The sequence below is a fragment of the Streptomyces sp. NBC_01363 genome, from assembly GCF_026340595.1.
Classification (GTDB): Bacteria; Actinomycetota; Actinomycetes; order Streptomycetales; family Streptomycetaceae; genus Streptomyces.
Genome location: NZ_JAPEPF010000002.1, coordinates 2,262,601 through 2,276,686, shown reverse-complemented (window position 1 = coordinate 2,276,686; position 14,086 = coordinate 2,262,601). Strand labels below are relative to the sequence as shown.

The window sequence follows — 14,086 nt, the reverse complement described above, 5'->3', positions numbered from 1 at the left end:
GACGAAGACCGGCGGGCCGTCAACTCGCACATGAGATGTTCTTCCAACGGACGATTTCCCGTCACTTAAGGCTCATTTGTGCCGAATTCATGCAACTCTGCGGCCGTTGCTTCGTGCTCGATCCCCTGAATGCCCGAGTCAGCAGTCCCGGAGATTCAAGCGGCTCGGTCCGCGCCACCCAAGGAGTACAGATGTCCGTATCCCGTCCCGTGTCCCGAACCCGGTCCCGTGTTCTGGCCGTGCTGAGCGCCGCAGCAGTCGCGAGCGGACTGGCGGTCGCCGTTCCGGCAGTGCCTGCCTCTGCCGCCGGGTCGTTCGTGGTCAGCGAGGCGCAGTTCAACCAGATGTTCCCGAACCGGAACCCCTTCTACACCTACGATGGCCTGGTCAGCGCACTGAGCGCGTACCCGGGCTTCACCACTACCGGCGACGATGCGACGCGCAAGCGGGAGGCGGCGGCCTTCCTTGCCAACGTCAGCCACGAGACCGGCGGCCTGAAGTACGTCGTCGAGCAGAACACCGCCAACTACAGCCACTACTGCGACGCCTCGCAGCCGTACGGCTGCCCGGCCGGGCAAAGCGCCTACTACGGGCGCGGGCCGCTGCAGCTCAGCTGGAACTTCAACTACAAGGCGGCCGGGGACGCCCTGCACATCGACCTGCTGAACGACCCGTACCAGGTGGAGCAGGACGCCGCGGTCTCGTGGAAGACCGGCCTGTGGTTCTGGGACACCCAGAGCGGCGCCGGGACGATGACCCCGCACGACGCGATGGTCAACGGCCAGGGCTTCGGCGAGACGATCCGCAGCATCAACGGCGCCCTGGAGTGCAACGGCCAGAACCCGGACGAGCGCAACGACCGGATCAACCTGTACAAGAATTTCGTCGGCGTTCTCGGCACCGACGTGGGCGGCGGCAACATCTCCTACTGATCCGGTCGGCCCTGCAACCGGCTCGCGGCACATGGCAGCTCAGGCCGCATTCGCCCGGTTGACGACCTTCCGAAGGCGAAGGGAGCGGCCCGAACTCGTCCATCGACGGGCCTCTCTCAGCCGTCGGACTCGGACCCGTACAGATTTCGATGGTCAGGCATGAATAGCTTCATCATCTTCCATTCACCGGGGCGCGACTGCCAGCATCGGCGCACCGCCACCCCGTGAGGGAGAATCCGATGAATCGTCCCCGTTCTCTGCGCTGTCTGGCAGCCCTGGCCGTGGTGGCTCTCGCGGCCACCGCCTGTGGGCGCTCCGGTCAGGGCGACGCCCCGTCCGGGGCCGCGTCACAGGCCACCTCCGGCCGGACCGCGGCCGAGCTGCTGCCCGCTCAGCACCGGCAGAAGGGTGTGCTCCGGGTGGCCACCGCGGTCGGCTACCCGCCGATGGAGATGTACGAGCCCGGCACCACCCGGCTCACCGGTGTCGACCCCGATCTGGCCAAGGCCCTCGCCGCGCGGCTCAAGCTGAAGCTGGAACTCACCAATGCCGCCTTCGACGGACTGATCCCCGGTCTGGAGTCCGGACGGTTCGACCTGGTCATGTCGTCCATGACCGACAGTGCGCAGCGGCGCCAGGCAGTCGACTTCGTCGACTACTTCCGCACCGGCGGCGTCATCATGACGAAGCAGGGCAACCCGCAGGGCATCAAGTCCCTCGCGGACCTCTGCGGAAAGACCGTCGTCCTCGCCAAGGGCAGCTCCAACCTCCACATCGGCGAGGAACAGAACGCCAAGTGCCAGGAGAAGATGCGGATCTCGCAGAGCGAGGACGCACCGACCGGGCTGCTGCAACTGGACAGCGGACGCGCGGTCGCGACCATCGTCGACTATCCCGTCGCCAAGATGTTCACCAAGAAGAGCAGCGCGTACGAGGTGCTGCCGGAGCAGTACGGCACCGCCCCCTGGGGCATCGCGTCCGCGAAGAGCCAGGGCGGACTGCGCGACGCCGTCCACAAGGCCCTGCAGGAACTCATCGACAACGGCGACTACAAGAAGATCCTCGACACCTGGCAAGTCGGCGACAGCGCCGTGCCCGAGGCCACCGTCAACGACGGGCAGTGAGAACAGACATGAACCACCAGAAAATATCCGGCGCCTCCCTCGGCCGGGCGCCGGATGCCACCCCCGCCGACGGGACGCCGCAGGAGGACGATCTCTCCCTCCAGGTGACCGGACGCCCGCGTCCGGGGCGCTGGCTCGCGGTCCTCGCCGCCACCCTGTTCGCGGTGTGGCTCGCCTACACCATCATCGTCAATCCCAACCTTCACTGGGACATCGTCGCCAAGTACCAGTTCGACGGCGTGATCCTCAAGGGCCTCGGGGTGACCATTCAGCTCACCCTCGTCTCGATGGCTCTCGGCATCGCCATCGGGGTCGTCATCGCGGTGATGCAGCTGTCCGACAGCCCCGTCCTGCGTCTCACCGCCGGTGCCTACACCTGGTTCTTCCGGGGCACCCCGCTGCTGGTCCAGCTCATCTTCTGGTTCAACCTGGCCCTGCTGTTCCCCGTGATCAGCATCGGAATCCCGTTCGACGGCCCCAAACTCATCAGCTGGCAGTCCAACCAGGTGATCACCGGATTCGTGGCCGCGCTCCTGGGTCTCTCCATCAACGAGGGCGCCTACATGGCCGAGATCGTGCGGGCCGGCATTCAGAGCGTGGATCCCGGCCAGCGCGAGGCGGGAGCCTCCATCGGGATGTCGAACCGCCAGATCCTGTCCCGGATCATCCTGCCGCAGGCGATGCGAGTCATCATCCCGCCATTCGGAAACCAGTTCATCTCCATGCTCAAGACGACCTCGCTGGTCTCGGTCATCGCCGGCGCCGATCTGATGACCGTCTCCCAGCACCTCTATCTCGCCAACTTCGAAGTGGTCGCACTGCTCCTGGTGGCCTCGATCTGGTATCTCGTGCTCACCACGATCGCCAGCATCGGCCAGCACGCCGTCGAGCGACGCTACAGCCCCGGTACCGCTCCCGTGCTGCGGAGCAGGATCCTGGCCAATCTCCTGCCCGGACGCGCCAAGAAGGGAGCAGCGGCATGAACGACGTGATCCTCAGGGCCCGCGGGGTTCGCAAACGATTCGGTGACACCGAGGTGCTGAAGGGCATCGACCTCGATGTCCGCAGCGGTGAGGTGCTCTGTGTCATCGGCCCCTCCGGGTCCGGGAAGTCCACGCTGCTGCGTTGCTTCAACCACCTTGAGCGGATCGACGCGGGGCGGGTGTGGATGGACGGTGAGCTGGTCGGCTACGAACAGCACGGCCCGTCCGGCCGGGTGCTGCGCGAGCGGCGCGCCCGGGACGTGCGGCGCCAACGCGAGCGGATCGGCATGGTGTTCCAGCGGTTCCACCTGTTCCCGCACCGCACAGCGGTGCAGAACGTGATGGAGGGTCCGGTCGCCGTCAAGGGACGGCCGCGTGCGCAGGCCGAGAAGCAGGCCCGCAAGCTGCTGGCCGATGTCGGTCTCGCGGACCGGGCGGACCACTACCCGGGGCAGCTGTCCGGCGGACAGCAGCAGCGCGTGGCGATCGCCCGCGCACTGGCCATGGAACCCGCCCTCATGCTCTTCGACGAACCCACCTCCGCCCTCGATCCCGAACTCGTCGGCGAAGTGCTCGGCGTCATGCGCGACCTGGCCCGCAGCGGCATGACGATGGTCGTGGTCACCCACGAGATGGGCTTCGCCCGCGAGGTCGCCGACCGGGTCCTGTTCATGGACCGGGGTGCCGTCGTCGAGGCCGGGAGCCCCGACCTGTTGTTCACCGACCCGCGGCACGACCGCACGCGGGCCTTCCTGTCGACGGTGCTGTGATGGGCCGCCCCCTCGATCTGCTGCTGCGCGGCGGCACGCTCGTGGACGGAACCGGCGCACCCGCCCGGGAAGCGGACATCGCGGTGGTGGACGGGCGGATCGCCGTGCTCCCCGTCGGCGCCCCTGTCTCGGCCGTCGAGACCCTGGACGTGACCGGGCGGGTCGTCGCACCCGGCTTCATCGACGTGCACACGCACTCCGACGCCCTCGCGGCGCCCCCCGGAGCCAGCGGTGCCACGGAGCCGATCGACGTCCTCCGCCTCGCTCCGCTGCTCCAGGGCGTCACCACGGAGATCTGCGGCAACTGCGGGACCAGTCTGTTCCCCTCGCTCCCCGGGCGGCTGCCGGAGCTCGCCGAGCATCTCAGGGTGACGTTCGGGCTCGGACCGGTGCGGCCCGCCGTGGACTTCGACGCGTTCGCCGCCGGACAGGACCCCGCTCTGCGCCACACCCACATCGCCTCGCTGGTCGGCCACGGCACGCTGCGCGCCGGAGTGATGGGCTTCGAGGCCCGGCCGCCCCGGCCCGACGAGCTGGACGCCATGTGCGCGTTGCTGGACCGGGCGCTGGCCCAGGGGGCGGCCGGTCTGTCCACCGGGTTGATCTACCCTCCCGGCACCTATGCCGACACCGAGGAGATCGTCGCGCTGGCCGGGGTCGCCGCCCGGCACGGCAAGCCCTACGTCACTCATCTGCGCGACGAGATGTCACAGGTGGAGTCCGCCCTGGAGGAGGCGCTGGAGATCGCGGTACGCTCCGGCGCCCCGCTGCAGATCTCCCACCACAAGACCGCGGGCCGGCACGCCTGGGGCGCCACACTGCGCACCCTGCCCCGGCTGGAACGGGCCCGCGCCGAAGGCGTGGACGTGCTGTGCGACGTCTATCCGTACACGGCGGGAAGCACCGTCCTGCACGCCATGCTGCCCCCGTGGGCGAGTGAGGGCGGCGTCGGTGCCCTGCTGGAACGGCTGCGCCGCCCCGAGACGCGCGACCGGATCAGGACGGACATCGCCCGGGGCGTCGAGGGGTGGGAGAACACCGTGGGAAACGGCGGCTGGGACCTCATCTCGGTGGCCGCCGCGCAGACGCACCCCGAGGCCGAGGGGCGCAGCATCGCCGACCTCGCGGCCGAGCGCGGCGTCCATCCGGTCGACCAGGCCTGCGATCTCCTGCTGGCCGAGCAGGGCGAAGTGACCATCATCAGCCATTCCATGCGAGAGGATGACGTCCGCCGGGTGATCGCCAGCCCGTTGTCGATGATCGGTTCGGACGGCGTCCCCAAACCCGGTCGGCCGCATCCGCGCTGGGCGGGGAGTTTCGCCCGGGTGCTCGGCCGTTACAGCCGCGACGAGCAACTGCTCCCGCTGGAGAGTGCGGTGCACAAGATGACCGGACTGCCTGCCGGGCGGTTCGGCCTCACCGGCCGCGGCGTGGTCCGCGACGGCGCCGTCGCCGATCTGGTCGTACTCGACCCGGCGTCGGTGCGCGACACCGCCGACTTCGACCGCCCCCTGCTGGCACCCGAGGGCATCGATACTGTCGTGGTGTCGGGGCGGATCGCGGCAAGAGATGGCCGCCCGACCTCGGCGCGGGCGGGAGAAGTGGTGAGAATCCGATGAGTCTGGCCCAAGTGGCCGCGGCGGCACGGCGCTCGGCCGCGCTGCCGCTCACCCTGGCCGTCGCCGCCGTCGACATCGACGGCGGCGTCACGGTGGGGGTGAACGAGCGCACCGTGCTGCCGGTGGCGTCCGCTTCGAAGCTGCTGCTGCTCGCCGAGGTCGCGCACCGGCTGGACACCGGGGAGCTGCCCGCCGACCGTGTCGTGGAGGTCCTCGCCGAGGACATGGCGGAGGGCACCGGTCTGTTGCGCCGGCTGAGCGGGCGCGGCTGGACCGTCGAGGACCTGGCCTGGCTGACCGCCTCGGTGAGCGACAACACCGCGACCAACGCGTTGTTGCGCCTGGTGGGGCGCGAGTCCACGGCCCGGCTCGCACAAAAGCTGGGGCTCGATCACCTCACGCTGCACGACAAGGTCCGCGACGTCCGGGGCCCGGATGTGCCGCCCGTCTTCGCCACCGGCACCGCACGGGACCTGGCACGGCTGGTGACACACGCGGTGCGCGGCACCATGAGCGGCCCGGCGGCCTCCGCCCGGCTGCTGCGCTGGATGCGTGCCAACACCGACCACGGCCTGGTCCCCGCACTGGTCGACCACGACCCGTACGAGCCGGGCTTTCCCGAGCGGCTGTGCGACGGGCTTCTGGTGGCCAACAAGACCGGCACCGACACCGGGGTCCGTGCCGACGCCGGTGTCCTCATCGGCAGGCGTCGGCTGGCGTACGCGGTGGTGGCGCACTGGGACACGGCACTGGGACCGAGCACCGAGCGGGCCGCCGTGCACGCCATTCGGGACGTGGGGCGGACCCTCGCGGCCTGTGCCGGGCGCCGGATCGCCGATTGAGACACGGGCACCGGCCCCGAAGGGGCGTGACCGGTGTGCCGGTCACGCCCACTGCACCTCCAGCAGCGACCTGATCTCCTCGGCGGCCGAACGCAGTTCCGCGAGGAAGATCTGCAGCAGCGGGTTGCGGTTTGTGGACCGGGTGGCGACCCCGATGCGCCGGTGCAGTCGGGGGTGGTCCAGTCGGCAGATATGCACGCCGGTGGTGTCGCCGAGCCCGAGGGCCGGGACGAGTGCGATGCCCATGCCCGCGCGAGCCAGGTTGATCGTGACCTGGTAATGATCGCTGCGGCAGCGGACCCGAGGGCGGAAGCCCTCTGCCGCGCACGCACGTTCCAGAACCGGTTCGCCGGTGTGGCCGCCGTGGGTACCGATCCAGGTCTCCCCCTCCAGGGCGGCGAGTCGGACCGTGGCGTGCCGCCCGAGGCGGTGCCGCAGGGGCAGGACCACCAGCTGCGGCTCGTCGAAGAACATCTCCACGTCCACGGTCGCCTGTCGGCACCAGGGGTCCAGCGGATGCTCGAAGACGACCGCGGCGTCGAGCCGGCCCGCCTCCAGGTCGGGCACCAGCTCGTGCGGCTGCCCGAGGATCAGTTCCAGCTCGACCTGGGGCCGGTTCGCCGCGAACCCCGACAGGGCCCGGGGCAGCAGCTCCAGGCCCGAGGACGCGAAGAAGCCCAGCCGCAGGACACCGGCCTCGCCCCCGGAGTGCGCCCGCAGGTCGTCCTGGGCGACGGCCATCAGGTCGGCGACCGCCTGCGCGTGCTCGGCCAGTCGCACCCCGGCCGCGGTCAGCCGCAGGCTCTGCGGCTGACGTTCCACCAACGCCACTCCGAGCTCCTGCTCCAGCCGGGCGAGCTGATGCGAGATCGCGGAGGGGCTCAGATGCAGCGCCTGGGCCGCGGCCACGATGGTGCCGGTACGGGCTATCTCCAGCAGGACGAGCAGTCGGGCACTGTTCAGCATCGGGTCAGGTTAGGCCGTGCCGACGCGCTGCGCCGCTCCGGCGCCGGACCGTACCTTCTCCGTCGGCTCCGGGAACCCGGCGGGCTCGTCCACGTCGAGGCGCAGCAGGTCCTCCTCGGTCTCCCGGCGCACCACGGTGCGGGCGCGGCCGTCGCGTACGAAGACGACGGCGGGGCGCGGCAGCTTGTTGTAGTTGGAGGCCATGGCGTATCCGTAGGCGCCGGTGACCGGCGTGGCCAGGAGGTCGTCCACCGCGACGTCGGCGGGCAGGGCGGCGTCGTCGACGATCACGTCACCGCTCTCGCAGTGCTTGCCGACCAGCCGTGCCCGCATGGGCCTGGGGGCGCGCGGGCTGCGCGGCAGGAACACCTCGTAGCGGCTGCCGTACAGGGCGGGGCGCAGGTTGTCGCTCATCCCGCCGTCCACGCCGACGTACGTCCGCACGCCCTCGATCCGCTTGATCGTGCCCACCCGGTAGAGGGTCAGCCCGGCACGGGCGGCGATGGAACGGCCGGGCTCCACGGTGACCGAGGAGCCCCAGCCCGCGTCGCGTACCGCGGTCCGTACCCGGGCCGCCCATTCGGCGAACGACGGTGCGGTCTGTCCCGCCTCGTACGCGACGCCGAGGCCGCCGCCGACCGTGAGCCGGTGCATCCGGGTGTCGGCAGCGAACCGGGCGACGGCCGCGGCGCCGGCCGCGAGCTCTGCCGTGTCCAGCACCTGCGAGCCCACATGCGCGTGGACGCCTTCCAGGATCATCGCGGGGGAACCGGCGGCCCGGCGCACGGCGGCCGCGGCGGTTCCGCCGACGAGGCCGAAGCCGAACTTCGAGTCGTTGCCACCGGTCCGGATCGCCTCGTGCGCGCCGGCGGCCACTCCGGGCGCCACCCGCAGCTGGATCCGGGCGGGCGGCAGGTGTTCCTCGGCGTGCAGGCGCTCGATGCGGTCCATCTCGTCGAAGCTGTCGACCACCAGGTGCCGCACCCGGGCGGACATGGCCGTGCGCAGTTCCGTCTCGTCCTTGTTGTTGCCGTGCAGGACGATCCGATCGGCGGGCACCCCGGCGTGCAGCGCGACCCGCAGCTCGCCGCCGGAGGCAACATCGAGCAACAGCCCCTCCTCGTGGGCCAGCCGGGCCATGGCCGTGCACAGGAACGCCTTGGAGGCGTAGGCGACGTTGTCCCGGCCGAAGGCGGCTACCGCCTCCCGGCAGCGCCGGCGCAGATGCTCCTCGTCGTACACGAAGAGGGGTGTTCCGAAACGCCGTGCCAGTTCGGTGAGCAGGACGCCACCGACGGCCAGCCCTTCCTGACGTATCTCGGACGTGCCGGGCAGCAAGCCCGATTCGATGGCTGACGTCATGCGTTCCTCCCCGGAAGCCGGCTCGCAGCCATCCTGCGGCCTGCACCGGGGATCATAAAAGCGCATTCTTCTATGGCTGAGCCTCATGGTTTTCGATGCTCGCGCCGTACACCGATGCCGGTACACCGGTACCGGTACCGGTACGAGGCAGTCGGTGCGCATCCGCGTCGGCTCCGCCGGTTCCCGTGGAGGGCGTGGTGCCGCACCATGTTCCGGGCAAGCCCCGTATCCCTTCGTCGGACGAGGTCACCCTTGAGAAGCCTCAGATCCTGGATCGTCGTCTGCTCGTCCGCTCTCGCCGTACTGGTCACTGTGCCGAGCCCGGTCACGGCGATGAGCCCCCCTGCCGGTGACGCGGCAGCCGTCTCCCGCTACAGGCCCGCCTTCGACTCCGGGCCGGCCGAGGCGGCGCTGCGGCGCCTGCTCCCGCACCACGCCCAGCAGTTCGATCTCGTGCCTGCCGACCGCCCCGCATCCGGCGACTACTTCACCGTCTCCGGCACGACGGGCCGGGTCCGCATCCGGGGCACCAGCCCCGCCGTGCTGCTCAGCGGCGTCAACCACTACCTCAAGTACACGGCCCGGGTGGACATCGGCTGGCCCGGTGACAGCACCTCGAAGCTTCCGAAGAAGCTCCCGGCGCCCCTCGGTACGGTGCGCCGGGACGCCTCGGTGCCGCACCGGTTCGCCCTCAACGACACGGACGACGGCTACTCGGGGGCGTACCGGGACTGGGCCTCGTACGAGAAGCAGATCGACGTCCTCGCGCTGCACGGCGTCAACGAGGTGTTCGTGCAGATGGGCGCGGATGCCGTGTACTACGACACCTTCCAGGAGTTCGGGTACACGAAGGGCGAGCTCACTTCCTGGATTCCGGGCCCCGCGCACCAACCGTGGTGGCTGATGCAGAACATGTCCGGATTCGGCGGCCCGGTCAGCGAGAAGATGCTGGACCGACGTGCCGCGCTCGGCCGAAAGATCGCCGATCGGCTGCGTCGGCTCGGCATGACGCCGGTCCTGCCCGGCTACTACGGCACGGTGCCGCCCGGGTTCACCGACAGGAACCCCGCCGGCCCCGTGGTCCCGCAGGGCGACTGGGTCGGCTTCGAACGCCCGGACTGGCTGGATCCGCGCAGCGAACTGTTCCCGAAGGTGGCGGAGGTGTTCTACCGCCGTCAGCACGAGCTGTTCGGTGACTCGGCCATGTACAAGATGGACCTGCTGCACGAGGGCGGCACTCCGGGAGACGTGCCGGTCGAGGACGCCGCCAAGGCCGTCATGAACGCCCTGCAGACAGCGCATCCGGGCGCGACCTGGGTCCTGCTCGGCTGGCAGAGCAACCCGTCCACGCAGCTCATCGATGCGGTGGACAAGAGCAGGCTGTTCATCGTCGACGGCCTGGCCGACCGCTACAACGGCCTGGACCGCGAGGCCGCATGGCATGGCGCGCCCTACGCCTTCGGGACCATCCCCAACTTCGGCGGCCACACCACGATCGGCGCCAACACCGCCGTCTGGACTGCCCGGTTCGACGAGTGGCGCACGAAGCCGGACAGCGCGCTCCGGGGCATCGCCTATCTCCCGGAAGGCACTGGCGGCAACCCGGCCGCGTACGAGCTCTTCACCGAACTGGCCTGGCGCACGGGACCGTTGGACCACTCCGCCTGGTTCGCCGCCTACGCCGAGCGACGCTACGGCGGCGCCGACCCGCATGCGGCCAGGGCCTGGGAGCTCCTGCGCACCGGCCCGTACAGCACCTCGTCCGGCACCTGGAGCGAATCCCAGGACAGCCTCTTCACCGCACGCCCCGGGCTGACCGTCGGTACGTCGGCCAGTTGGAGCCCGTCCGCCATGCGGTACGACGCGTCGACGGTGCGGAAGGCACTGGCGGAGCTGCTCCAGGTCGCCCCCGAGCTGCGGACGTCGGATGCGTACCGCTTCGATGTGGTGGACGTGGCCCGGCAGGCCCTGGCCAACCGCAGCCGTACGCTGCTGCCGCAGATCAAGGCCGCGTACGAGGGGAAGGCTCTCGCCCTCTTCCGGCAGCGGGCCGCGGAGTGGAAGCGGGACCTCGCCCTGCTGGACCGACTGCTGGCCACCGACCGGCGGTTCATGCTGGGGCCCTGGCTGAAGGACGCCAGGTCCTGGGGCAGCACCGATGCCGAGCGGTCCGCCGCCGAGTTCGACGCCCGTTCGATCCTCACCACCTGGGGTCATCGCTCCGGCAGCGAGTCCGGTGGGCTGCGCGACTACGCGAACCGCGAATGGTCGGGGCTGATCCACGACTTCTACGCCGAGCGGTGGACGCGCTACCTCGACTCCCTCGACACGGCCCTGGCCACCGGGCAGCCGCCGCCCGCCATCGACTGGTTCGAGCGGGACAACGCCTGGAACCTGGAGCGCAAGAGCTATCCGGTGGAGCCCACGGGCGACCCGGTGGCGCTGGCCGAAACCGTATGGGCGTCGCTGCCGGTACCGGAAGTCCGCCCTGCCTGACGCGAACGGGCAGACCGCGGTGCCCGACGGCGGTCCCGCGCGTGGGCTGCGCATGCGGGTCACGAGTCGGCCCGCGGTCATCCAGATCACCTGGCCGTGCGTCGTCGAGGCCCCGCCGGAGGGCATGCGCGCCGATGCACTGTACGTCAACCGGCTCGGCCTCCGAGCGAAGGACGAAGGACGAACCGCTGCGCTACGGGTTCGACGGGCCCGGCCCTGAGGGGCCGGGCCCACAACGACAGGGGCAAGTTCCTGCCCAGGGGCCGCACCGGGCCTGAGGCTCGTGCGGGCGCGCGTCCTGCCGGTGCAGCCCGGCGCGGCGTGCGTTGTCATACCCCTGTGCCAGGCTTCTTCGTGAACGCCCGAGAGGGCACCCTCACCTCGGCGACGGCCTCGACCGCACCACTGCCCAAGGAGCACACACACCATGTCCGGCACCGACACTGTCCGAATGTCGTTGGAGGCCACGGCATCGCTTCTCGCCCCGGCCCATCCAGAGGTGGTCGAGCAGGTGTTGCACGCCCACGACGATCCCGAGAGCTATATGCGGACGCACGCGGACCGGCTGGCGGATCGCGGCATCGACGAGCCCATCGCGGACCTCGCGTGGATAGCGCTCGTGGATGCGCTCTACGATCACCGGCTGCTCGCGGAATTCGACTGGAAGGAGGATCCGCAGGAAATCCGGGCCCAGTTGAGCACGCTCGTCTCCCGGCCGTCCGTGGACCCCTGGGTGCTGTTCGACGCCGACGAGATGTCCCTGCCGACCGCCGAGTTCCTGGCGGCCTGCGGTCGGCACTATCGCGATGTCGGCGCGGCGCTCGCCGCCCTCGACATCGAATCGGACTGCTACCCGGTGGTGTGTCTGCGCGGGGCGCAGGCCGAGGAGTTGACGGCACTCGCCGGCCGTGCAGGGTTCACCGCTCGGAGTCTGGGGGACTGAAGGCGGTGCCGTGACCCATAGTGGATGAAATGATGATCCTCCGGGCCGGCACGGACTACGCACTCCCTTGTCGGGCATGGTCCGATGCCGGCAGAATTTCCTGAGGCCGCACGCTGATCCACCAGGGATCACGGGACAGCCCTTAGGCGGTCCCGTCCGCCCAGGAATGGGCCCATGCCTGGAGTTCCGGATCAGCCAGAGTGCGCAGCCACAGGTCGGCCTGGTCAGCCCCCTCTTCGGCCGGTCGAGGTCCCACGCCCAGCACGCGCATGCCTGCTCTCCGGGCCGACTCGACGCCGGTGACCGAGTCCTCCACGGCCAGCGCGTCCTCCGGCCGGACGCTGCACAGGCGGACCGCGGTGGCGTAGACGTCGGGATGGGGTTTCGGCAGCAGTCCGTCCCCCGCGACGACGACATGGGCGAAGTAGCCGAGCAGGCCGACCCGGGCGAGGCTGGACTCGACCACGTCCAACGGGCAGTTGCTGGCGACCGCGAGCGGGAGATGGCGGGCGGCGAGGCGGACCAGTGCCGCCGCACCCGGCATGGTCACGGGGTCTTCGGCAACGAGCGCCATGAAGTGTCTCAGGAGCGCATGCGTCATGTCGTCGGCGAGCTGCGGCTTCCCGGTCTCTCTGGCCATGAGGGTGCCGCACTCGGTGTAGTGCACGCCTTTCGCCCGCTCGGCGAAGCCAGGGCGGGGCTTCAGCCCGAACTCTCCGAAGACCCGGCTGCGCGCGTCCTGCCAGTGTCGTTCGGTATCCATCAGGGTTCCATCGCAGTCGAAGACGATGGCAGCCGGGGACCAGGTGAAGATGCGACAAGGTGTCATTTGCCTGCCGTTCTCGAAGAGCGCGCCGCCCCGCGTCGTCAGTGCTCGCAGTAAGAAGCAGGGGGACTGCGGAGAGGCCCGCTCGGCCGCAGAAGGTGCGCTGTCGAACGATCCCCGCTCGACCACGCGTGAAGGCCGATGCTTCGCCTCCGGGTCCTCCAGCGATGGACATCGTCCGGTCTTCTCCGGATGACCCCAGAAACATCGTGATGACTACGTTAATTTCCCAGCCGAGAGGGCGCAATCATCATTTCGAGTGTTTGACGGCACGCTCATTACCAAGTACTCGCGAAGCGCGCGCGACAACCGGCGACGGGGGAATGAGAACCCTTCACCCCCCAACTCCGTTGGAAAGAAGGTGACTTGGTGGCCGACACCGAACCCCTGAGACCGGTGACCGCGCTCGACAGCACCGGTGAAGCGCGAATTTCCGCCATTGGCCGGACCCACGTACAGCCCAAGAACAATAATAATCTCCACGCATTAACGGCACGGAGCGCCGTCAGTGCGCCACGGCGCACGACATTCCCGGATCAAAAAAATGGGAACTGACGAACGAAGGCGGAACACGCATGCAGGACAGGGCACGCGCGACCCGAAGGTCTCTGCTGGAAGCCGCAGCACACCTTTTCGTTGAACAAGGGTACGCACGGACAAGCATCAATGAGATCAGCGACCTTTCGGGGCGCACCAGCGGAGCCGTCTACTTCCACTACTCCAGCAAGGAGAAACTCGCCCTGGCGGTCGTGCGCGAACAGTTCGCAGCCTGGCCGTTGTTGGCCGAACGCTATGCCGCCCCCGGGATCCCGCCGCTGGAGAAGCTGGTCGCCCTCAGCTTCGATATCGCCAAGGCACTGCGCGACGACGTCATGGCCCGGGCCGGCGCGCGTCTGTGGGCTGAGCGCCGCACCATCGACGTCGCCATACCCACGCCCTTCGCCGTCTGGACGGCTGCCGTCACGCGCCTTCTGGCCCAGGCGCGCGCCGAGGGCGAACTGGCCGACGAGGTCGAGCCGTCGGGCACCGCCACGACCTTGGTGTGCGCGTTCTTCGGGCTGTACGACCTCACCGAGGAGATGGCGAAGCATGAGGACCTCTCCGACCGGCTGCACCGGTGGTGGCTGCTGATCCTCAAGGCGTTGCAGGCACGCCCCGAGCCCGCCGCCCTGGTGGCGCGGGCCCGGGCGCACCACGGGCCGACGCCCCGCGATTCGGCGTAG

The 14,086-nt window shown here is 69.7% G+C and carries 12 protein-coding genes; 9 read left to right on the top strand and 3 right to left on the bottom strand.

Annotation, left to right across the window (positions count from 1 at the left end; genetic code table 11):
• The first annotated feature begins 191 nt into the window (after positions 1 to 191).
• The 6 genes from OG611_RS37955 to OG611_RS37930 all read left to right on the top strand — a co-directional run bounded on the left by OG611_RS37955 (position 192) and on the right by OG611_RS37930 (position 6,270).
• Positions 192 to 932: a chitinase gene (locus OG611_RS37955; RefSeq protein WP_266430873.1), complete on the top strand. Its 741-nt coding sequence runs from the start codon at positions 192 to 194 to the stop codon at positions 930 to 932.
• A gap of 239 nt (positions 933 to 1,171) precedes the next feature.
• On the top strand, positions 1,172 to 2,056 hold the full coding sequence (locus tag OG611_RS37950) for an ABC transporter substrate-binding protein (RefSeq protein ID WP_266430871.1): 885 nt from the start codon (positions 1,172 to 1,174) through the stop codon (positions 2,054 to 2,056).
• A gap of 8 nt (positions 2,057 to 2,064) precedes the next feature.
• Positions 2,065 to 3,039: an amino acid ABC transporter permease gene (locus tag OG611_RS37945; RefSeq protein ID WP_266430869.1), complete on the top strand. Its 975-nt coding sequence runs from the start codon at positions 2,065 to 2,067 to the stop codon at positions 3,037 to 3,039.
• Positions 3,036 to 3,809 (top strand): amino acid ABC transporter ATP-binding protein, encoded by a 774-nt coding sequence (locus OG611_RS37940; RefSeq protein WP_266430867.1) that lies wholly within the window; start codon positions 3,036 to 3,038, stop codon positions 3,807 to 3,809. Before OG611_RS37945 ends, OG611_RS37940 begins: the two co-directional genes overlap by 4 nt.
• Positions 3,809 to 5,428: an amidohydrolase family protein gene (locus tag OG611_RS37935; RefSeq protein WP_266430866.1), complete on the top strand. Its 1,620-nt coding sequence runs from the start codon at positions 3,809 to 3,811 to the stop codon at positions 5,426 to 5,428. Before OG611_RS37940 ends, OG611_RS37935 begins: the two co-directional genes overlap by 1 nt.
• Positions 5,425 to 6,270, top strand: coding sequence for a serine hydrolase (locus tag OG611_RS37930; RefSeq protein ID WP_266430865.1), 846 nt, complete (start codon positions 5,425 to 5,427; stop codon positions 6,268 to 6,270). The genes OG611_RS37935 and OG611_RS37930 overlap by 4 nt, the downstream gene beginning before the upstream one ends.
• 42 nt (positions 6,271 to 6,312) lie before the next feature.
• On the opposite strand, the gene OG611_RS37925 is transcribed toward OG611_RS37930, so the two are convergent.
• Positions 6,313 to 7,236, bottom strand: a complete 924-nt coding sequence (locus OG611_RS37925; RefSeq protein WP_266430863.1) for a LysR family transcriptional regulator — start codon at positions 7,234 to 7,236, stop codon at positions 6,313 to 6,315.
• A gap of 9 nt (positions 7,237 to 7,245) precedes the next feature.
• Complete coding sequence (gene lysA, locus OG611_RS37920; protein WP_266430862.1) at positions 7,246 to 8,598, bottom strand: diaminopimelate decarboxylase; 1,353 nt, start codon at positions 8,596 to 8,598, stop codon at positions 7,246 to 7,248.
• A gap of 252 nt (positions 8,599 to 8,850) precedes the next feature.
• On the opposite strand from lysA, the gene OG611_RS37915 reads away from it, so the two are divergent.
• The gene (locus OG611_RS37915; protein WP_323180325.1) at positions 8,851 to 11,094 is read left to right on the top strand and encodes an alpha-N-acetylglucosaminidase; all 2,244 of its coding nucleotides are present in this window, start codon (positions 8,851 to 8,853) and stop codon (positions 11,092 to 11,094) included.
• A gap of 427 nt (positions 11,095 to 11,521) precedes the next feature.
• Positions 11,522 to 12,037, top strand: a complete 516-nt coding sequence (locus OG611_RS37910) for a DUF6630 family protein (protein ID WP_266430860.1) — start codon at positions 11,522 to 11,524, stop codon at positions 12,035 to 12,037.
• 142 nt (positions 12,038 to 12,179) lie between these two features.
• Here OG611_RS37910 and OG611_RS37905 read toward each other — a convergent pair whose 3' ends face one another.
• The gene (locus OG611_RS37905; RefSeq protein WP_266430858.1) at positions 12,180 to 12,866 is read right to left on the bottom strand and encodes an HAD family phosphatase; all 687 of its coding nucleotides are present in this window, start codon (positions 12,864 to 12,866) and stop codon (positions 12,180 to 12,182) included.
• Positions 12,867 to 13,438: 572 nt separating this feature from the next.
• Between OG611_RS37905 and OG611_RS37900 the strand changes: the two genes are divergently transcribed.
• The gene (locus OG611_RS37900; protein ID WP_266430856.1) at positions 13,439 to 14,086 is read left to right on the top strand and encodes a ScbR family autoregulator-binding transcription factor; all 648 of its coding nucleotides are present in this window, start codon (positions 13,439 to 13,441) and stop codon (positions 14,084 to 14,086) included.